General features: G+C 69.0%; 19 protein-coding genes. 13 read left to right on the top strand and 6 right to left on the bottom strand.

Annotated features, from left to right (window positions below):
• Nucleotides 1–13: 13 nt before the first annotated feature.
• The 3 genes from ACIBL3_RS00780 to ACIBL3_RS00770 are packed head-to-tail and all read left to right on the top strand — an operon-like array spanning nt 14 to nt 3060.
• Nucleotides 14–1084: a FecCD family ABC transporter permease gene (locus ACIBL3_RS00780; RefSeq protein WP_396351056.1), complete on the top strand. Its 1071-nt coding sequence runs from the start codon at nt 14–16 to the stop codon at nt 1082–1084.
• Complete coding sequence (locus tag ACIBL3_RS00775) at nt 1081–2124, top strand: FecCD family ABC transporter permease (RefSeq protein ID WP_396351055.1); 1044 nt, start codon at nt 1081–1083, stop codon at nt 2122–2124. Before ACIBL3_RS00780 ends, ACIBL3_RS00775 begins: the two co-directional genes overlap by 4 nt.
• Nucleotides 2125–2127: 3 nt before the next feature.
• A complete protein-coding gene (locus ACIBL3_RS00770; RefSeq protein ID WP_396351054.1) occupies nt 2128–3060 on the top strand; it encodes an ABC transporter ATP-binding protein in 933 nt (310 codons plus the stop codon).
• A gap of 4 nt (nt 3061–3064) precedes the next feature.
• Here ACIBL3_RS00770 and ACIBL3_RS00765 read toward each other — a convergent pair whose 3' ends face one another.
• The 3 genes from ACIBL3_RS00765 to ACIBL3_RS00755 form a co-directional block, all read right to left on the bottom strand.
• Nucleotides 3065–3676: a hypothetical protein gene (locus ACIBL3_RS00765; RefSeq protein WP_396351053.1), complete on the bottom strand. Its 612-nt coding sequence runs from the start codon at nt 3674–3676 to the stop codon at nt 3065–3067.
• Between the two features lie 199 nt (nt 3677–3875).
• Nucleotides 3876–4247 (bottom strand): FKBP-type peptidyl-prolyl cis-trans isomerase, encoded by a 372-nt coding sequence (locus tag ACIBL3_RS00760; RefSeq protein ID WP_396351052.1) that lies wholly within the window; start codon nt 4245–4247, stop codon nt 3876–3878.
• Between the two features lie 69 nt (nt 4248–4316).
• Nucleotides 4317–5180 carry an alpha/beta fold hydrolase gene (locus tag ACIBL3_RS00755; protein ID WP_396351051.1) on the bottom strand — a complete coding sequence of 288 codons (864 nt, stop codon included), beginning with the start codon at nt 5178–5180 and terminating at the stop codon, nt 4317–4319.
• Between the two features lie 122 nt (nt 5181–5302).
• On the opposite strand from ACIBL3_RS00755, the gene ACIBL3_RS00750 reads away from it, so the two are divergent.
• A complete protein-coding gene (locus ACIBL3_RS00750) occupies nt 5303–6019 on the top strand; it encodes a hypothetical protein (protein ID WP_396351050.1) in 717 nt (238 codons plus the stop codon).
• Nucleotides 6020–6201: 182 nt separating this feature from the next.
• On the opposite strand, the gene ACIBL3_RS00745 is transcribed toward ACIBL3_RS00750, so the two are convergent.
• Nucleotides 6202–7047, bottom strand: coding sequence for an SMP-30/gluconolactonase/LRE family protein (locus ACIBL3_RS00745; protein ID WP_396351049.1), 846 nt, complete (start codon nt 7045–7047; stop codon nt 6202–6204).
• A gap of 89 nt (nt 7048–7136) precedes the next feature.
• On the opposite strand from ACIBL3_RS00745, the gene purD reads away from it, so the two are divergent.
• The 6 genes from purD to ACIBL3_RS00715 are packed head-to-tail and all read left to right on the top strand — an operon-like array spanning nt 7137 to nt 11730.
• Entirely contained in the window at nt 7137–8414 is a 1278-nt protein-coding gene (purD, locus tag ACIBL3_RS00740) for a phosphoribosylamine--glycine ligase (protein WP_396351048.1), read from the top strand.
• Nucleotides 8415–8458: 44 nt separating this feature from the next.
• Nucleotides 8459–8953: a SigE family RNA polymerase sigma factor gene (locus tag ACIBL3_RS00735; protein ID WP_396351047.1), complete on the top strand. Its 495-nt coding sequence runs from the start codon at nt 8459–8461 to the stop codon at nt 8951–8953.
• On the top strand, nt 8946–9494 hold the full coding sequence (locus tag ACIBL3_RS00730; RefSeq protein WP_396351046.1) for a hypothetical protein: 549 nt from the start codon (nt 8946–8948) through the stop codon (nt 9492–9494). Before ACIBL3_RS00735 ends, ACIBL3_RS00730 begins: the two co-directional genes overlap by 8 nt.
• 12 nt (nt 9495–9506) lie before the next feature.
• Nucleotides 9507–10952: an adenylosuccinate lyase gene (gene purB, locus ACIBL3_RS00725; protein WP_396351045.1), complete on the top strand. Its 1446-nt coding sequence runs from the start codon at nt 9507–9509 to the stop codon at nt 10950–10952.
• Between the two features lie 3 nt (nt 10953–10955).
• Complete coding sequence (locus ACIBL3_RS00720; RefSeq protein WP_396351044.1) at nt 10956–11312, top strand: hypothetical protein; 357 nt, start codon at nt 10956–10958, stop codon at nt 11310–11312.
• 1 nt (nt 11313) lies between these two features.
• On the top strand, nt 11314–11730 hold the full coding sequence (locus ACIBL3_RS00715) for a hypothetical protein (RefSeq protein WP_396351043.1): 417 nt from the start codon (nt 11314–11316) through the stop codon (nt 11728–11730).
• Here the strand turns inward: ACIBL3_RS00715 and ACIBL3_RS00710 are convergent.
• Nucleotides 11689–13089 carry an FAD-dependent oxidoreductase gene (locus ACIBL3_RS00710; protein WP_396351042.1) on the bottom strand — a complete coding sequence of 467 codons (1401 nt, stop codon included), beginning with the start codon at nt 13087–13089 and terminating at the stop codon, nt 11689–11691. The genes ACIBL3_RS00715 and ACIBL3_RS00710 overlap by 42 nt on opposite strands.
• A gap of 144 nt (nt 13090–13233) precedes the next feature.
• Between ACIBL3_RS00710 and ACIBL3_RS00705 the strand changes: the two genes are divergently transcribed.
• From ACIBL3_RS00705 to ACIBL3_RS00695, 3 genes are all read left to right on the top strand, one after another.
• The gene (locus tag ACIBL3_RS00705) at nt 13234–14466 is read left to right on the top strand and encodes a glycosyltransferase (protein WP_396351041.1); all 1233 of its coding nucleotides are present in this window, start codon (nt 13234–13236) and stop codon (nt 14464–14466) included.
• On the top strand, nt 14466–16511 hold the full coding sequence (locus tag ACIBL3_RS00700) for an ArnT family glycosyltransferase (protein WP_396351040.1): 2046 nt from the start codon (nt 14466–14468) through the stop codon (nt 16509–16511). Before ACIBL3_RS00705 ends, ACIBL3_RS00700 begins: the two co-directional genes overlap by 1 nt.
• A 929-nt stretch (nt 16512–17440) precedes the next feature.
• Entirely contained in the window at nt 17441–17863 is a 423-nt protein-coding gene (locus ACIBL3_RS00695; protein ID WP_396351039.1) for a hypothetical protein, read from the top strand.
• On the opposite strand, the gene ACIBL3_RS00690 is transcribed toward ACIBL3_RS00695, so the two are convergent.
• Entirely contained in the window at nt 17847–18431 is a 585-nt protein-coding gene (locus tag ACIBL3_RS00690) for a TetR/AcrR family transcriptional regulator (protein ID WP_396351038.1), read from the bottom strand. The two genes, ACIBL3_RS00695 and ACIBL3_RS00690, sit on opposite strands and share 17 nt — an antisense overlap.
• Nucleotides 18432–18477: the final 46 nt, after the last annotated feature.

Raw genomic sequence — 18477 nt, 5'->3', positions numbered from 1 at the left:
ATCCCAAAGTCCAATGCCCCCGCCCACTGCTGTGGCCGAGTCCACAGGTCCCGACGCCGCTGCGCCGGCGCGTCCGCGGCGTACCAAGCGGGCCAGACTCTTCCTCGGGTTGCTCGGCTGCATCGCCCTGCTGGTGCTGGTGACGTTGCTCAGCATCGCGGTGGGTTCGAAGCAGATCCCGCTCTCGACCGTGTTCGATGCTCTGCGCCACTACAACGACGCGAACACCGACCACGTGATCATCCGGTCACTGCGCGTGCCGCGGACCGTGATCGGCCTGCTGGTCGGTGCGGCGCTCGGTCTGTCGGGCGCGCTGATGCAGGGCGTGACCCGAAACCCGTTGGCGGACCCGGGCATCCTCGGTGTGAACGGTGGCGCTGCCCTGTTCGTTGTCGCGGGCATCTACTGGCTCGGGCTGTCGACGCTGACGTCGTACGTCTGGCTGGCGTTCGCCGGCGCGGCCGCGGCCTCGATCGCCGTCTACCTCCTCGGCTCGCTCGGGCGGGAGGGTGCGACTCCGGTGAAGCTTGCGCTGGCCGGGGCGGCGATGACAGCGATGCTCGGGTCACTCACCACGGCGCTGCTGATCGGTGACGTCGACACCTTCGACCAGTTCCGGTTCTGGGCGGTCGGATCGCTGGCCAGCCGGGGTTCGGACATCGCCACGCAGGTCGCGCCGTTCATCCTGATCGGGATCGTGCTGGCCCTGGTCTCGGGCCGGGTCCTGAACGCGCTGTCGCTCGGCGACGAAGTGGCGAAGTCGCTCGGCCAGCGGGTCGGTCTGGCCCGGTTGTTCGTCGCGGTGATCGTCGTCCTGCTGTGTGGCGCTGCCACCGCCGCTGCCGGACCGATCGGTTTCATCGGGCTGACGATTCCGCACGTGGCCCGGCTGATGACCGGCCCGGACTACCGCTGGATCCTGCCGTACTCGATGGTGCTGGCGCCGATCCTGCTGCTCGGCTCCGACGTCCTCGGCCGGGTCGTCGCCCAGCCCGGTGAGCTGCAGGTCGGCATCGTCACCGCGGTGATCGGCGCCCCGTTCTTCATCGCGCTGGTACGGCGGCGGAAGTTGGCGGACCTGTGACCACGACAGCCGAAGCAGTTCAGGTCATCGCCCGTGCCCGCGCGGTCCGGCAGGCTCGCTCGCTCGCCGTGATCGTCGTACTCGCCGTTCTCGTCTTCGCCGCCTTCTGCGTCTCGCTGTCGCTGGGTGACTTCAAGATCCCGGTCGTCGACGTCGTGAAGACGCTGTTCGGCGGCGGCGACCGCGCGACCGAGTTCATCGTCAACCGACTTCGGTTGCCCAGGGCACTCACCGGTCTGATGGTCGGCGCCGCCCTCGGCATGTCCGGCGCGATCTTCCAGAGCATCGCCCGCAACCCGCTGGCCAGCCCGGACATCATCGGCGTCACGTACGGCGCCAGCGCGTTCGCCGTGTTCGCCATCGTCACGCTCGGCCTGACCGGCGTGGCGGTGTCGGCGCTGGCGATCGCCGGGGCGGTGCTGACCGCCTTCATCATGTACGTGCTGGCCTGGCGGCAAGGGGTGTCGAGCTACCGGCTGATTCTGATCGGGATCGGCATCGGTGCGATTGCCACCAGCATCACGTCGTACCTGCTGACCAAGGCGCGGGTCGAGATCGCCCAGCAGGCGCTGATCTGGCTGACCGGCAGCCTGAACGGGCGGGACTGGTCGAACGTCCGGTCGCTGGGAATCACGCTGGCGGTGCTGACCCCGCTGATGATGTTCCTGGTTCACCAGTTGCGGATCCTGCAGCTCGGCGACGAGACGGCGTACGGGCTGGGGCTGCGGGTCGAGCTCCCCCGGCTCGGGTTGATCGTGATCGCCGTACTGCTCGCCGCAGTCGCGACCGCGGCGGCGGGACCGATCGGTTTTGTCGCGTTCGTGGCGCCGCCGATCGCGCGCCGGCTGACCCGTTCGCCGGGCCCGGCGATGATCGCGTCCGCGTTGCTTGGTGCGTTGGTGGTGTCGTTGTCGGACCTGATCGCGCAGCACGCGTTCGGCGACACCCAGCTGCCGGTCGGGGTGGTGACCGGTGTGGTCGGAGCGCCGTACCTGATGTTCCTGCTGGCCCGGGCCAACCGGGTGGGGAGTGGTGGCTGAGAGATGGAGAACTCTGTGGACCACAGTCTGGCGGCTGACGGGTTGGCGGTCGGGTACGACCAGCGGGAGATCATTCACGACCTGTCGGTGCGGATCCCGACCGGGAAGATCACCGTCATCGTCGGCGCCAACGCGTGCGGCAAGTCGACCCTGCTGAAGACGCTGGCCCGGCTGCTGAAGCCCTCGCGCGGAACGGTCCTGCTGGACGGGAAGAGCATCCAGTCGATCCCGACGCGTGAGGTCGCGACCAAGCTGGGCCTGCTGCCGCAGTCGCCGACCGCACCGGAAGGGATCACGGTCGCCGACCTGGTCGGGCGCGGGCGCTACCCGCGGACCCGGTGGATCCGGCAGTGGACCAAGTCCGACGACGAGGCGGTCGCGGCGGCGATGACGTCGACCGACGTACTGCCGATCGCGGACCGGCCGATCGACGAGCTGTCCGGCGGGCAGCGGCAGCGGGTGTGGATCGCGATGGCGCTTGCCCAGGAGACCGACATCCTCCTGCTGGACGAGCCGACGACGTTCCTCGACCTGACGCACCAGTTCGAGGTGCTGGATCTGCTGGTCGACCTGAACAAGTCCGAAGAGCGCACGATCGTCCTGGTGCTGCACGATCTCAACCAGGCTTGCCGCTTCGGCGACCACCTGATCGCGATGAAGGACGGCGCGATCGTCTGCGAGGGCAACCCGAGCGAGGTCATCACCGAGGAAGTCGTCCACGACATCTTCGGCCTGGCGGTCAAGGTCATCCCGGATCCGGTGGCCGGCACTCCGATGGTTGTCCCCCTGGGCCGTCACACCACTCGCACGGACCGGCCGGAGGACACTGGGTTGGTTGATTCCGCAGTCTCGACTTCAGCTTCGGCGGGTGCGGCTGCTCAGGCATTGGCTGCCAGTGCTGCGGCCAACGGCGTCTGTCGGCCGAGCGAACGCTAGACGGTCAGCCGGGGCGGCGGGTTTGGTAGAGGATCAGGCCGGCCAGGAGGGCGCCTAGGGTGCCCAGGGCGAGGTCGCCGAGGGTGTCGGTGTAGGCGGTCGGGAGTTCGGAGGAGTTGCGGATGAAGGCGAAGTACTCGCCGACTTCCCAGACGACTGCTGCGGTGGCGCCGAAGCCGAGGGCGACGAAGGCGGTCAAGCCGCGGGACAGGGTCGGGGGTGCGAAGGCGATCAGGACGCCGGCGGTGAGCAGACCCCAGAGGATGAAGTGCATGGCGTCGTCCCACCAGCTGACCGTGTCGAACAGGTTGAGCCGGTTGCCGATCAGGTCGATCAGCCAGGGGAGCGTCATCAGCAGGTCGGCCCGCCACGGGAAGCCGGCGTGCAACTTGCTGCGCGTCCGGCCGTACGCCCACCACCACAGGGGCAGCGCCATCGCGCCGATCGGGTAGACGATCAGCCGGGCGGTCGAGGCCTTGCCCTTGATGCCGCTGAGGTCCGGCCAGATCAGGGCCGACAGCAACAACCCGAACAGCAGGATCTTCGCGGCCAGGGCGGCGTACCGGACCCAGTTGATCCGCGTGCCGGGGACCGTGGTGGCAACCATCGTCGTCATGCCTCCCAGTCAAACCGACCGCTGGGCGAGGCGGATGAGTACAACTACGGACTAGCAGCCACGGAAAACCCCCGGCTGCGCCATTCTGACGCACCCGGGGGCTGATGTCCCGCTTCCACCACCCGCGAGGCTGGCTCGTTTCCACCCACCCGCGCGGCTGGCGCGCTTGCACCACCCGCGCGGTGGTGGGGGGTGACGGTCAGCTGACGCTGACGAGGTCCACGACGAAGATGAGGGTCTCGCCGGGCTTGATGGCGCCGCCCGCGCCACGGTCGCCGTACGCGAGGTGCGGCGGGATGACGAGCTTGCGGCGGCCGCCGACCTTCATGCCCTGGACGCCGGTGTCCCAGCCCTGGATGACCTGGCCGACGCCGAGCTGGAAGGCCAGCGGGGCACCCCGGTTGTACGACGCGTCGAACTCTTCGCCGGTCGAGTGGGCGACACCGACGTAGTGCACGTTCACCCGCGACCCGGCCTTGGCCTCGTCACCGTCGCCGACCGTGATGTCGGTGATCTCCAGGTCCGCCGGCGGCGGCCCCTCCGGGAAGTCGATCTCTGGCTTGTCAGTCATACCCACCAGCTAAGCAGATGCCGCATCCACCCCGGGCCAGGACCCGTTGTTCACCGCGGCCGCGTCCGGCTACCGGGCGAGGACTTCCCGGAGTTTGGTGGCGAACTCCTCGGGCTTGCCGGGCATGCCGTACTCGTTGCCGAGGAAGCCGCCATGGTTGCTGGGGAAGACGGCCGGGCTGAGGCCGAGGCGTTCGGCGACGGCTTGGCCGCCGCGGTGGGCGAGCTCGCCTTCGGACTCCGCGCCGACGGCGACGACCAGCCTGTCGGTCTCCTTCGCGAGGGCGTCGAAGTCGGGTTGGTACGACGTACAGCCGCGGAGGTTCTGGCCGAGCAGGGCGTCGCCGCGGGAGCCGTCGTCCTCGGTCGGGAGGCCGAACATCGCGGGGTCGGGCGCCGGCTGCTGGGTGTAGTCGTCGGGCACCTCGCCCTTGAAGCTGGTGATCGCGATGAACTTCGCCATCCCCGCGCCCATCCCGTCGCGTTGGTAGGTCTGGTAGATGTCCTCGACCGCGGCGGTCGCCGCCTTCGCATCCGGCAGGATCCCGGCCAGCGGCGGCTCGTGCGCCACCAGAGTCTTGATCAGGTCAGGACGTTGAGCGAGCAACGCCAGGGCGTTCACCGCGCCGCCGCTGCTGGCGAACAGATCGACCGGTCCGGCGTCGAGCTTCTCGATCAGCGCGACCAGGTCGGCGGCATGGTCGTCCGGCGACAGCTCGCTCGTGCCGTCGCTGCGCACGCTCCGCTCTACGCCGCGGGGGTCGTAGGTCACGACCGTTCGGTCGGGGAGGTGCGACGCGAGCGTCGGGAAGCCGCTCGCACCCATCGGCGATCCGATCAGCAACAGCACGGGTTGGTTGCCGAGATCGCCGCGGACGTCGAATGTCAGCGTGGCTCCGGGGACGTCGATCGTGCTGGTGACTGGCTCCGGCATGTCAGCTCCTCGTTGAGCGTCCCATCCCCCTCGGTGGGACTCGATGACGCGAGCCTAGCCCCGGTCGGGATGACCGGACCAGGAACTCAACATGCACCCAACCGGCACCAACCTCGCACTTCATGCGGAAGAAGCTGGCCCTGCTGGTTGCCGTCGTACTCACGGCTTCCCTCCCCGTCGGCGCCTCCGCCGCGGCGACGTCCGGGGAGAACTACGGGCAGTACTCGCTGATGTTCGAGAAGGCGGCCGGACAGTATTGGGCGGGCCAGTCTGCGGCCGGTCAGTGGGCGTGGACACCGCTGAGCGCCACCGAGTCCGATATCTCCTGGGGCGACCCGAAGGCCTGGCCGCCGAAGTCCGCCGAGCGCTTCATCCACGACGGCGATTGGGTCCTGCTCGACGGCTACAACGACGGCGCAGGCCGCCCGCTGACCCAGATCCAGCGGGTCACCTCGGAGAAGATCGGTGACGCGAACTGCAACAACCTGACCGACCTCCCGTCAGCCGCCGGCCGCCAGCACTACGTCCAGTGGAACATCCCCAGCACCGGCTACTGCCTCGATGCCCAAGGCACCATCAAGCCGCCGAACGGCTCCACCACGGTCAAGTTCCGCCACCTGCAGAAATGGCTCCCGCCGCACCCCTGCTCGAACCTGTACTTCACCGGCCAGACTTGCATCACCCAGTTCGAGCAGTGGTGGGACGACAACCAGCACCCGTACTCGCTCCAGCTCTCCCGCACCATCGAGATCGCCCGCGGCCTCGGCATGGCGTTCACCAACCGCACCACAGTCCCCGTCACCTGGCACGCCGACGCCCGCTACTACTGGCGCTACTAGTAGATGAGCACAGTCGCCTACCTGCTCCTCGTGGTGATGGCCGTACTCGTCAGTGGCCAGCTGCTGATCCTGATGGACCGCGGTATCCCACTGCGCAAGCGCTTCCGCGACCTGAGCGTCGGCAGGACTGGTCAGCGGCGGTCTGGCGTGGATCACCGCTGTGGTGTGGTTTCGCTAGCGGGTCACGGCCAGCCTGCCTTTGGGGTGGGTACGGCGTGGGTCAGCAGGCGGCCGGTGGGAGTGGAGAGGAGCCGGTCGAGGTTGGACTCGAAGGACTCCTGCATGTGCCAGTCGGCGGTGAGCATGTAGAGGGTGCCGTCGCCCAGCGTGCAGGCGAAGCCGGCATGCTCCAGCGGCACCGTCTCGAGGATCTCGCCGCCTTCGGCGATGCGCAGGCAGGCCGACTCGCCCTGCTCGGTCCAGCCGGGGGTCCAGATGGCGCCTGACTCGTCCATGCACATGCCGTCGCCGGGGTGCGGTGCCCAGACGCGACGGTTGGACAGGCTGCCGTCGTCGGCGACGTCGTACGCCGTGAGTACGCCGCCGAACGACTCCGCGATCACCAAGGTGGAGTTGTCCGGGGTGACGACCATGCCGTTGGGGAAGGCGAGCTCGTCCGCCACCCGCCGTACGGCGCCGTCCGGGGTGACGAGCACGATGAAACCAGGCCGCTCACCGGACGCCGGGTGGAAGTCGCAGCCGCCGTTCACGTAGATGTTGCCGCGCCCGTCGACGACGATCTCGTTCAGACCGCCGTACGACGACAGGTCCGCATGCGTCACCAGGTCACCAGAGGCCTCCTGCCGTAGCAGCAGCCCCTCTGGCCCCGACACCACCAGCAGACGCCCATCCGGCAACCAGTCGATCGAGAACGGAATCGTCGTCGGCACCCGGACCATCACCTCCCGCTTACCGTCCGTGTCGACCGCGAGCACCTCCTGAGCACCCCAGTTGGAACACCAGAACCGCCCGTCATGCCACCGCGCGGACTCCCCGATCACCAGCCCAGTCACCAGTACCTCGGACATCTCGACTCCTTCCGCTACAAGAACCCTGTATCCACTACACGAACAGCGAATGTGTAGATCGACAGTCCGGTGCCCTAGGCTGATGGCCCGTGAAGGTTTTGGTGGTTGGCTCCGGTGGCCGGGAGCATGCGTTGGTGTGGGCATTGGCCCAGGACTCAGAGGTCGAGCAGGTCGTCGCGGCTCCGGGCAACCCTGGCATTGCCGTGTTGCGGCCGGTCTACGACGGGCAAACGATCGTTTGCCGCTCGGTGGACATCTCCGACCACGATGCGGTCGTCGCGCTGGCGCGCGAGATGGCGGCCGATCTGGTCGTGGTCGGACCGGAGGCGCCGCTGGTGGCCGGGCTGGCCGACCCGCTGCGCGAGGCCGGGATTGCGGTCTTCGGCCCGTCCCAGGACGCCGCCCAGATCGAGGGCTCGAAGGCGTTCGCCAAGGACGTGATGGCTGCCGCCAGTGTGCCGACCGGCCGCGCCTATGTGTGTACGACGCCTGCGGAAGCCGCCGAGGCGATCGACGCGTTCGGGCCGCCGTACGTGGTCAAGGACGACGGTCTCGCGGCCGGCAAGGGGGTCGTCGTCACCTCCGACCGGGACGAGGCGCTCGCGCACGCGGCCGGGTGTGAGCAGGTGCTGATCGAGGAGTACCTGGACGGCCCGGAGGTGTCGCTGTTCGCGATCACCGACGGTACGACGGTGCTGCCGATGCAGCCCGCGCAGGACTTCAAACGCCTTGCGGACAACGACGAAGGCCCGAACACCGGCGGCATGGGCGCGTACACACCGTTGCCCTGGGCACCGGAAGACCTGGTCGCGGAGATCACCGAGAAGGTGCTCCAGTCGACCGTCGACGAGCTGCGGCACCGCGGCACGCCGTTCAGCGGCCTGCTGTACGCCGGTCTCGCGCTGACCTCCCGCGGAGTCCGGGTGATCGAGTTCAACTGCCGCTTCGGCGACCCGGAGACGCAGGCGCTGCTGCCGTTGCTGAAGACGCCGCTGGGCGGTCTGCTGTACGCCGCCGCGACCGGCAGGCTCGCCGACCACGGCCCGCTGGGCTGGAAGGACGCTGCCGCGGTGACGGTCGTGGTCGCGGCGAAGAAGTACCCGGCCAGCCCGCGCAAGGGCGACGTGATCGCCGGCATCGACCAGGCGGAGGGGGACGACGTCCGCGTCTTCCACGCCGGTACGGCGCTCGAGGACGACGAGCTCGTCACGTCGGGCGGCCGCGTCCTGGCCGTCAGCGCCACCGGCAAGGACCTCGACGAGGCCCGCCAGCGCGCCTACGCCGCGATCGGCCAGATCCGCATCAAGGGCTCCCAGCACCGCACCGACATCGCCCTCAAGGCCTCCCGCGGCGAGGTCACCGTCTAGCTCCCGGACGGAACCGCGGCTGCCGTCCCGGGGTGTACTGAGGTATGGGGACGGCGGACGGCGACGGGCTGCGGGAGTTCTACTCCGCGCAGCAGCCTCGGTTGGTTGGCGTGGTCTCGCTGCTGACTGGGTCGCGCGCCGAGGCTGAGGACATTGTTCAGGAGGCGTTCGTCCGGCTGGTGCCGCGCTGGGGCAAGGTCTCGCGGTACGACGCTCCGGAGGCCTGGGTGCGCCTGGTCGCCGTACGACTGGCTGCCAACCGGCACCGCGACCGCAGCCGCCTCACCGGGCTGTTCCACCGGCTGCCGCGCGAGCAAGCTGCGCCTGATCCGGCGGAGGCGTACGGCGGTGATCTCGAGCAAGCGTTGGCCGGGCTGCCGATGCCGACGCGACAGGTCGTCGTCCTCTACTACGTCTGTGATCTGAGCGTCGCGCAGGTGGCAGACACCCTCGGGATCGCCGAGGGCACCGTGAAGTCGCGGCTGGCTCGGGGCCGGGAGGCGCTGGGCGCGGCGTTGAGGAGTGACGACCATGCCTGATCTGAAGCAGGAGTTGCAGGTGCTCGCCGACCGCCGGTCTGCGGAGTCGAGTGCGGACTTCGACACAGTGCTGACCACGGCGGCTGCCAGGCGACGTCGGCGTACGGCGGGATGGTCCGCGGTGGCGGCTGTCGTTGTGGCGGCGGCAGTCGTCGGTGCGGTGGTGCCGTGGGATCGGGCCGAGAACGTGGCTGAGAACCCACCGAGCCATCCGACGGGGATGACGATCACCCCGGCCACCGCGCGACCGGGGCAGATCGTGGCGCTGACCTTCCCGGAGGCGACGCCGCGGGGGATCGCGTTCCAGCTGGCGAAGCCGACCGAGCCGGACAAAGTCCTGTACTACCTGACGTCCGACTGGGGTGACCCGGTGGGGCACACGCCGCAGTGGTCACGTGACGCCGGCTGGGTCGACGTCGGGATCAGCGGACCCGGGCCGGATCGCGTGGTGGTGCCGGAGATCGCCGCCGACGGCACCTATCTGCTCTGTACGGCGAATGCCGCCGAGCAGGTCTGTGGACTGCTGACTGTCGAAGGTTGAGGTTCTGGGACAATGGGGCTCGTGCCAAGTTCGAGCAAGCCCCGGATTCCCAACGTTCTCGCGTCCCGCTACGCCAGTCTGTCGATGGCCCAGCTGTGGTCGCCGGAGCACAAGATCGTGCTCGAGCGGCGGCTCTGGGTGGCGGTGCTGAAGGCTCAGAAGGAGCTCGGTGTCGCGGTGCCGGACGGCGTGGTCGAGGACTACGAGCGGGTGATCGACCAGGTCGACCTGGAGTCGATCGCGGCCCGGGAGCGGGTCACCCGGCACGACGTGAAGGCGCGGATCGAGGAGTTCAGCGCGCTCGCCGGGCACGAGCACATCCACAAGGGCATGACCAGCCGCGACCTGACCGAGAACGTCGAACAGCTCCAGATCCGGGCCGGTCTCGAACTCGTCCGCGATCGCGCGGTGGCGACCGCCGTACGGCTCGGCCAGCAGGCGGCAGATCACGCGGCGCTGGTGCTGACCGGGCGGTCGCACAACGTGGCGGCGCAGGCGACCACGCTGGGCAAGCGGTTCGCCTCGGCTGCGGACGAGTTGCTGGTCGCGATCGCCCGGATCGAGGAGCTGATCGAGCGGTACCCGCTGCGCGGCATCAAGGGCCCGGTGGGTACGTCGCAGGACATGCTCGACCTGTTCGGCGGCGACCCGGCCAAACTGGCGCAGCTGGAGACCGGGATCGCCGAGCACCTCGGGTTCAGCCGGACGCTGACGAGTGTCGGCCAGGTGTACCCGCGGTCGCTCGACTACGACGTGGTCTCGGCGCTGGTCCAGCTCGCGGCGGGACCGTCGAGCCTGGCGACCACGATCCGGCTGATGGCCGGGCACGAGCTCGTCACCGAGGGGTTCAAGGAGGGCCAGGTCGGTTCCTCGGCGATGCCGCACAAGATGAACACCCGGTCCTGCGAGCGGGTGAACGGCCTCGCGGTGATCCTCCGCGGGTACGCCTCGATGGCCGGTGAGCTGGCCGGCAACCAGTGGAACGAGGGCGACGTCTTCTGTTCCGTCGTACGGCGGGTCGCGCTGCCGGACGCGTTCTTCGCGCTGGACGGGCTGTTCGAGACCTTCCTCACCGTGCTGGACGAGTTCGGGGTCTACCCGGCCGTGGTAGGCCGGGAGCTGGAGCGGTACCTGCCGTTCCTGACCACGACCAAGGTGCTGATGGCCGCGGTCAAGAACGGCGTCGGGCGGGAGACCGCCCACGAGGTGATCAAGGAGCACGCGGTCGCCACCGCCCTCGACCTGCGCAAGGGCCTGGCGGCGAACGACCTGTTCCACCGCCTCGGGACGGACGGCCGGCTCGGCCTCACCGAGGAGCAGATCGTCGGCATCGTCGGCGAGCCGCTGTCCTTCACCGGCGCGGCCGTGGACCAGGTGAACACCGTGGTCGCGAAGATCGACGAGCTCGCGAAGCGCCACCCCGAGGCCGCCGCCTACACCCCGGGTGACATTCTCTAGCTCGTGTTCGAACCGCTCACCTGGGCGCTGGTCGCCCTCTCGCTGGCCGCGATGGTGTTCGCCATCGTGCTGGCTGCGCGCGACAAGCGGATCAACTGGACGCTGCTGGCGATCCTCGGCGTCATCGAGGTCGGGCTGCTGGCGCAGCTCGTCATCGGCATCGTCCAGTTGGCCGGCACCGACCGGGACGTCTCCGGTGTCTTCTTCGTCGGCTACCTGATCGGCGGGCTGATCGTGCTGCCGCTCGGCGCGCTGTGGGCGTTGGCGGAGAGCAGCCGGTGGGGCGCGGGCGCGTTGGCGTTCGCGTGCCTGGTGATCCCGGTGGTGGAGCAGCGCCTGCACGTGATCTGGACCACCTGAGATGACCGACGCAGCGGCGACCAGACACGGTCCGGGCCGGATCCTGATCCTGGTGTACGGCGTTTTCGCGCTGTCCGCGACCGCACGGGCCAGTGTGCAGATCGCCACCCAGTTCGACGAGGCCCCGATCGCGTACATCCTGTCGGCCGTTGCCGCGGTCATCTACTGCGCGGCGACGTTCGCGCTGGCCAAGGCGACCAAGGTCTCCCGCCGGATCGCGTTGGTCGCGATCCTGATCGAGCTTGTCGGCGTGATCGCGATCGGCGCTTTCAGTTACGCCGTACCGGAGGACTTCCCGGACGCCACGGTGTGGTCGCACTTCGGCCAGGGATACGGCTTCGTCCCGCTGGTCCTTCCGGTCCTCGGGTTGCTGTGGCTACGCCATACCCGGGAGCAGCTTCCAGCGGAGAGCGCGTAGCAGCGTCTGCGGGCGGGCCAGGGCGCTCGGATGGTCGAGCATCGTCGTGACCCGGTTGAACTGGACGTTGACGTGCGGATCGCCCGCTGCAGCCTGGAAGACGAGGCCCGAGATCGCCTTCACGAGGCGATAGCCGCGTGGGTACGGCCCGTCGACGTGCGGTAGCGCGAGGTCGGCGAACGTCGAGACCTGCCAGGCGGCGTCGACCACGACGCGTACGTCGTCGAAGTAAGCCGTCGCCGGTTCGTCGAGCGACGGGTTGGAGCGCAGGTACGCCGACAGGCACGAGGCATGGAGTGTCGCCGACGTCATCCCTTGGCCGTAGACCGGGTTGAAGGACGCGACCGCGTCCCCGGCGACGATCAGGCCGGCCGGGATGCGCTCCAGCTTGTCGTAGTCGCGGCGCCGGCTGTCGGCCTGGTGATAGGTCATCACCTCACCAATGAGCTCGCCGTGGTCAGCGATCTGCCCGAACGCCGGTGGAAAGTCGACCCGGCAGCGCTTCCGGAAGTCCTCGAGATCGCGGGTCGGCCGGTCGTCGGCGTACCCGGCCACCAGCACCAGCCAGCGGTCGCCTTCGACCGCGAGGACGCCGCCCTGTCGCGGTGGCTGGCCGCTGCCGGGTTGGTTCTGGGCGATCGAGATCCCGATGTCGGAGATGTTCGGGTCCTGCTTGAACAGCGCGCTCGCGTAGTTGAGCTTGATGGGCATCCGCCGCATCGGCGGCTGCGGCCAGCCGGCTGCTTTCAACCAGTCGCTCAGCCGGCTCGACCGTCCGGTCGCGTCGACGATCAGGTCGGCGGTTTCGATGACGAGCTCTGCGCCCTCGGTCGGCTGGTACCGGACTGCGCTCACTCGGTCGCCGGTGAACTCGATGCCGTCCGCGCGCCCGTGGACGAGCTTGATGTTGCCGATCGCAAGCGCGCGTCGCCGTACCAGGGATTCCAGGAACGGCCGGGTGCTCACCAGCGAGATGCCGAGCGCGTCTCGCGGGGGGAGCGGGCGGAGGTCGCCGTTCACGTAGTTCCGGATCGTCTCCGGGTCCGGATTCGTCGCGCCGGCGGCGAGCGCTTCGGCCGTGAAGCCCGGGAACCAGCGGTCGAGTTGCGTGTGGCCGGCCGGCAGGAGCGCGTGCACCTGACTGCCCTGCGGTACGCCGGGCCGCGGCGAACTGGACTCCTCGGAGGTGTCCCGCTCGATCACCAGCACCTCGTCGGCGTGGTCGCTGAGCACCCGCGCCGCCATCAGGCCGGCCATGCTCGCGCCGAGCACGATCGCGCGCCGCATCAGAACCCTGGCGTCCGAGGGCCGCTCCGCGGTGGCGATCCGGGCGAAACGTTGAGCAGCGGACACGACCATGACCAACCCCCCGGGCAGTGATGACGGAACCTCAACTCTATTTCGGACGACGGCGGCTCGCGGATGGGCGCATGTCGCCGACTCCCAGGAAACTGCCAGGTGAGCGCAGGGGCTGGCTCAGGTTCACCGGACAGCATCAGTGCCATGCAGATTTCAGGTCATCCTCGGGTCGAGATCGTCGTGCCCGTCAAGAACGAGGAGAACGACCTCGGTCCGAACATCAGGCGGCTGCGTGAGTTCCTGGACTCCGCCTTCCCCTTTCCGGCCGAGGTCTGCATCGCGGACAACGGAAGCACCGACGCGACCTACGAGATCGCCGCGCTGCTCGCCCTCGAGCTGAACGGCGTCCGGGTCGTCCGGCTCGAGCAGTCCGGCCGCGGCCGCGCGCTGAAGAAGGTCTGGTCCGAGAGCACCGCGGACGTGCTCGCGTACATGGACGTCGACCTGTCCACCAACCTGAACGCGTTGCTGCCGCTGGTGGCGCCGCTGTTCGCCGGCCACAGTGACGTTGCCATCGGCACTCGGTTGTCGAACGGCTCGCGGGTGGTTCGGCGGCCGAAGCGGGAGTTCATCTCCCGGTCGTACAACCTATTGCTACGGGCAACCTTGAGTGCACACTTCTCGGACGCCCAGTGCGGGTTCAAGGCGATCCGCGCCGACGTGGCGCAGCAGCTGCTGCCGCTGATCGAGGACACCAGCTGGTTCTTCGACACCGAGCTGCTGGTGCTGGCGGAGAAGGCCGGGCTGCGGATCCACGAAGTACCGGTGGACTGGGTGGACGACCTCGACTCGCGTGTCGCGATCGCCAGGACGGTCGGCGAGGATCTGCGGGGGATCTCGCGGCTGATGCGGACTCTCGGCCGCGGTCAGGTCGACCTCGAGCCGGTGCGGCTGGCGTTCGGCCGGCCCCGGATCCTCGATCCCCGGACGGCGCTTGCCGCGCGGGTGCTGCGCTTCTGCGCGATCGGGGTGCTGAGCACGGCGGCGTACGCGCTGCTCTATCTCGTGCTGCGGCAAGGCATGCCCGCCCAGGTGGCGAACGTGCTCGCGCTACTCATCACCGCCGTCGGCAACACCGCACTCAACCGCCGGGTCACGTTCGGAGTCCGTGGCGTGGAGAACCGCTGGCGGCATCAGCTCCGTGGACTCGTGACCTTCGGCATCGGCTGGACGCTGACCGCGTCTTCGCTGTGGCTGCTGCACACGGCGGTCGCCGTACCGCACCAGGCGGTGGAGATCACCGTTCTCACTCTCGCGAACCTGGCCGCGACCGTGGTCCGGTTCAGCCTCTTCCAGACGTGGGTCTTCGACGACGACGCGCCCACCTTGCCAACCTTCGAACCGCCGGCGGTTCTCGACCAGACCCGGAGCAACTGATGGCCACGATTACTGATCCCGTCGAGGCGACACCACGCCGGGCCGGACCACGTGCGGTCGCCACGCCGTACACGATCGGCCGGGACAAGATCCTGTACGGCGGCCTGCTCGTCCTGACCGCGATCGCGTACCTGTGGGGCCTGTCCAAGAACGGCTACGCCAATGAGTACTACGCGGCCGCGGTGCAGGCCGGGTCCGAGAGCTGGAAGGCGTGGTTCTTCGGGTCGCTCGACGCGTCCAGCTTCATCACCGTCGACAAGACGCCCGCATCGCTGTGGGTGATGGGCCTGTCCGGGCGGATCTTCGGCTTCGGCATCTGGAGCATGCTGATCCCTCAAGCGCTGATGGGCGTCGCGAGTGTCGGCTTCGTCTACGTGTCGGTCCGGCGCTGGTTCTCCGCCAACGCGGCCCTGCTGGCCGGTGCGATCCTCGCGCTGACGCCGGTCGCCGTACTGATGTTCCGGTTCAACAACCCGGACGCGCTGCTGATCCTGCTGCTCTGCGCCGGTGCCTGGGCGGTGACCCGGGCGATCGACTCGGACAAGCACGCGGCGCGGTGGATGATGCTGGCCGGTGCCTTCGTGGGCTTCGGGTTCCTGACCAAGATGCTGCAGGCCTTCCTGATCCTGCCGGCGTTCGGCCTGGCGTATCTGATCGCTGGGAAGCCGGCGCTCGGGAAGCGGATCGTGCACAGTGTGCTGGCGCTGGTCTCGCTGATCGTCAGCGCCGGCTGGTGGATCGCGATCGTGGAGCTGATGCCGGCGTCGGCGCGGCCGTACATCGGTGGTTCGCAGAACAACAGCATTCTCGAGCTGACGTTGGGCTACAACGGCCTCGGCCGGTTGAACGGGAACGAGACCGGGTCGGTTGGCGGCGGGACCGGTGGCGCGGGGTGGGGTGGTGCGACCGGGCTGCAGCGGCTGTTCGGTGGTGAGTTCGCCTCGCAGATCGCGTGGCTGCTGCCGGCGGCGCTGCTCGCGACGATCGTGCTGATCGTCGCCTCGGGCAAGGCTTCGCGGACGGACAAGACGCGGGCGTTCGCCGTACTGTGGGGTGGTTGGCTGGTTGTGACTGGGCTGACGTTCAGTTACATGCAGGGGATCATCCACAGCTACTACATGATCGCGCTGGCGCCGGCGATCGGTGCGCTGATCGGTGCCGCGATGTCAGTTCTCTGGCGGCGGCGATCCGAGTGGTTGCCGCGGGCAACACTGGCCGGTGGTGCGCTGCTGACCGGCGGATGGGGCTTCGCGCTGCTGAACCAGACGCCTTCGTGGCATCCGTGGCTGCGGTGGGTCGTGCTGCTGACCGGCGTACTCGGGGCTGGTCTGGTGATGATCCTGCCGGAGTTGCAGCTGCATCGTACTGCGGCTCGGCGGGCTGGGGTCTTCGCGGCGACGCTGCTCGCGGTGACTGCGCTGGCCGGACCGACGGCGTACTCGGTGAACACGATCAACACCGCCCACGCAGGCGCACTGCCGTCGGCTGGACCTTCGGGTGGCGGTATGGGTGGTGGGCCTGGCGGTGGCATGGGTCGGATGGGCACGCCGCCTGGGTTCGCCGGCGGTCCTGGGAACGGGACGACTGGCAACGGCACGACGGGTGTGCCGGGGACGACCGGTCAGCCTGGGACGACCGGGAATGGGGCCACTGGGCGGGGGACTGGTGGGGTCGGTGGGTTCCTCGGTGGGGGCGGAATCAGTGGAGTGTCGAGTGAGCTGATCACGCTGCTGCAGAACGGCGCCAAGGGCTACACGTGGGCCGCCGCCGCGGTCACCGCGAACGGCGCCGCGCCCCTGCAGATCGCCTCCGGCGAGCCCATCATGGCAATCGGCGGCTTCAACGGCACCGACCCGGCGCCGTCCCTGGCCGAGTTCAAGGAACTGGTTGCCCAAGGCAAAATCCACTACTTCGTCGGCGGAACCGGCGGCTTCGGCGGCGGCCGCAACGGCACCTCCAACGAAATAGCCACCTGGGTATCCGAAACCTTCCAATCCCAAACAGTAGGCAACACAACCGTCTACGACCTAACCACCACGAGCTGAACCGGAGCACTTGATATGACTCAGAACACCAACCCCCCAACCCCCGAAGGCCCCACTCACCGCTCCACCAACCACCCAATCGGCCCCACCCCGAGTGCGGGTGGCACTCCAGGCCCGCACCTGGCCGGCCCGAGCCTGCCCGGCGCGTCAGCCGGAGCGCAGGTGCCCGACGGCGAGGCGCAGTGGCAGGCCGCTCGTGCAGACAAGGCGTCCGGCTCCGGTGGCACCGCTGGGTTCCCCACCACGTCGGCTGCTGAGGTGGGTGCGCAGGCGAACGCAGGATCGGCCGGGGCGGCTGGGGGTGCCGGGGGTGCGGCTGCGTACGGCGGGGTGTACGGGGCTCCTGGTGTTGGGGAGCAGGGGGATGGGAAGGGCGGGAATCGGCCTAGCAATCTGGTGTTGGCTGGGGCGGGGTCTTTGTTGGCTGTGTTGGCGTTTCTTGGGGGTGCTGCGGTTGGGCACGCGTGGGATGGGTTCGACACTCAGCAGAATCAGTTTGGTGGGCCTGGTGGAGGTGGTCGTCAGTTCCCCGGACAGCAAGGGCAGCAAGGACAGGTTCCGGGGCAGGGGAGCACCGGGCAAGGGCAGGGGACCTTGCCTGGGCAGGGGACTGTGCCTGGGCAAGGCACTCAGCCCGGTACCGGTGCCGGCGACGGCTCGGGGCAGACGCAGACCAGCTGAGATGAACGAACGGGGCAGTCGAGCTGAGTCCACTCAAGCAGCCTGGTGGGTTTGAGGGCGGACACCCTGCCCGCCAGGTGACGCCACTCGGGCGGCATCGCAGGGCGCGGTAATCCCTTGGGTGGTGGTAGTCCGGCCCAACTGGGACTTGCTTCCGGTTGGGCCGGGCGGGCCGGGAAAGTGGTGACTGTGGGTTGCGACACGCGGGGACGGTTGGGGGTGGGGGTTGGTGGGGTAAGGATCGGGGGATGGAATGGTCGAACGTCACCTGGTTCCTGACCGCCCTGGGTGCGGTCGTCGTACTGCTGACGCGCGTCCGCCTCGGCGGAACCGTTGTCGACGGCACCGGTCATGGCGCCGGCCGGCACGGGTACTCCGCTGCCCTGCTGCGCCTGCACACGGTCGTCGGCGTGTTCACGCTGCTCGGGTGGGTCATTGCCTTGGTCACCGGTCGGCGTGAGATCGCGCTGCTGATCCTTGCCGGGTGGTGGCTGCTGACCGCGCTCGGACTGTTGCTCTTGGCCCGTTGGCTGCCCAGCGGCGGCCGGCACTCCGAGGACACGAAGGGGGACGCGTGGGGTTCCGGGGCCGGCCTGTCCGTGCTCGGCCACGTCGGCATGCTGCTCGGCGTCTGCTACTTCACCTTCGTCACGGTCACCGACCGGTTCTGAGTCCGTCCAGCAGTGCCGTGACCGAGCGCCGTACGCCGCCCTCGAAATCCTCCTGCGACATCGCGGCCCCGGCGCCGGCCACGCGGTCGTACAGCAGACCATCCAACATCGCCGCCGCCGGCCACGCAGCTTCCAAAGGATCCGGTACGCCGAGTCCGCCGAGCAACTGCGCCAGCATGGCCCGCAACTGCCGCCCGCCTTCGTCGATCGCGGCCCGCAGCTCCGGCTGACGACTGGCCTCGAGCGACAACTCGTACCGTGCGACCAGGTCGTCCGGCCGGTCTCGCGCCAAGCCGACGACCAGCTCGATCAGCAGGTCGGCCGGTGACGCCCCCGCGTCGACGCTCGGCGACGCGGCCAGATCGCGGGCGAGCATCCGGTTCACGCAGGCGGTGAGCAGGGCGTTCCTGGTCCGGAGGTAGTACGACGTCGAGCCCGGCGGCAGACCGGCTTCCATGTCGACCGCGCGATGAGTGAGCCCGCGCAGCCCGCGCGTTGCGACCAGATGGATCGCGGCGTCGGCGATCGCCTCCCGCCGATCCGCGCCGAGCGGCACCTGCTTCGTCACGCTGGTCAGTCTCCCATCTCCGAACGGACACTTCTCAACTGGACTC

Source organism: Kribbella sp. NPDC050124 (assembly GCF_044460355.1).
Lineage (GTDB): Bacteria > Actinomycetota > Actinomycetes > Propionibacteriales > Kribbellaceae > Kribbella.
Note: the sequence above shows the minus strand (reverse complement) of the source record. Positions and strands in the feature narration are given on the sequence as shown.

Bases quoted from the DNA above. Each gene is read 5' to 3' on its own strand.
- ACIBL3_RS00780 (WP_396351056.1), top strand. From the start codon at position 14: ATGCCCCCGCCCACTGCTGTGGCCGAGTCCACAGGTCCCGACGCCGCT.
- ACIBL3_RS00770 (WP_396351054.1), top strand. From the start codon at position 2,128: ATGGAGAACTCTGTGGACCACAGTCTGGCGGCTGACGGGTTGGCGGTC.
- ACIBL3_RS00765 (WP_396351053.1), bottom strand. From the start codon at position 3,676: ATGACGACGATGGTTGCCACCACGGTCCCCGGCACGCGGATCAACTGG.
- ACIBL3_RS00760 (WP_396351052.1), bottom strand. From the start codon at position 4,247: ATGACTGACAAGCCAGAGATCGACTTCCCGGAGGGGCCGCCGCCGGCG.
- ACIBL3_RS00755 (WP_396351051.1), bottom strand. From the start codon at position 5,180: ATGCCGGAGCCAGTCACCAGCACGATCGACGTCCCCGGAGCCACGCTG.
- ACIBL3_RS00750 (WP_396351050.1), top strand. From the start codon at position 5,303: ATGCGGAAGAAGCTGGCCCTGCTGGTTGCCGTCGTACTCACGGCTTCC.
- ACIBL3_RS00745 (WP_396351049.1), bottom strand. From the start codon at position 7,047: ATGTCCGAGGTACTGGTGACTGGGCTGGTGATCGGGGAGTCCGCGCGG.
- ACIBL3_RS00735 (WP_396351047.1), top strand. From the start codon at position 8,459: ATGGGGACGGCGGACGGCGACGGGCTGCGGGAGTTCTACTCCGCGCAG.
- ACIBL3_RS00730 (WP_396351046.1), top strand. From the start codon at position 8,946: ATGCCTGATCTGAAGCAGGAGTTGCAGGTGCTCGCCGACCGCCGGTCT.
- purB (WP_396351045.1), top strand. From the start codon at position 9,507: ATGGGGCTCGTGCCAAGTTCGAGCAAGCCCCGGATTCCCAACGTTCTC.
- ACIBL3_RS00715 (WP_396351043.1), top strand. From the start codon at position 11,314: ATGACCGACGCAGCGGCGACCAGACACGGTCCGGGCCGGATCCTGATC.
- ACIBL3_RS00710 (WP_396351042.1), bottom strand. From the start codon at position 13,089: ATGGTCGTGTCCGCTGCTCAACGTTTCGCCCGGATCGCCACCGCGGAG.
- ACIBL3_RS00705 (WP_396351041.1), top strand. From the start codon at position 13,234: ATGCAGATTTCAGGTCATCCTCGGGTCGAGATCGTCGTGCCCGTCAAG.
- ACIBL3_RS00700 (WP_396351040.1), top strand. From the start codon at position 14,466: ATGGCCACGATTACTGATCCCGTCGAGGCGACACCACGCCGGGCCGGA.
- ACIBL3_RS00695 (WP_396351039.1), top strand. From the start codon at position 17,441: ATGGAATGGTCGAACGTCACCTGGTTCCTGACCGCCCTGGGTGCGGTC.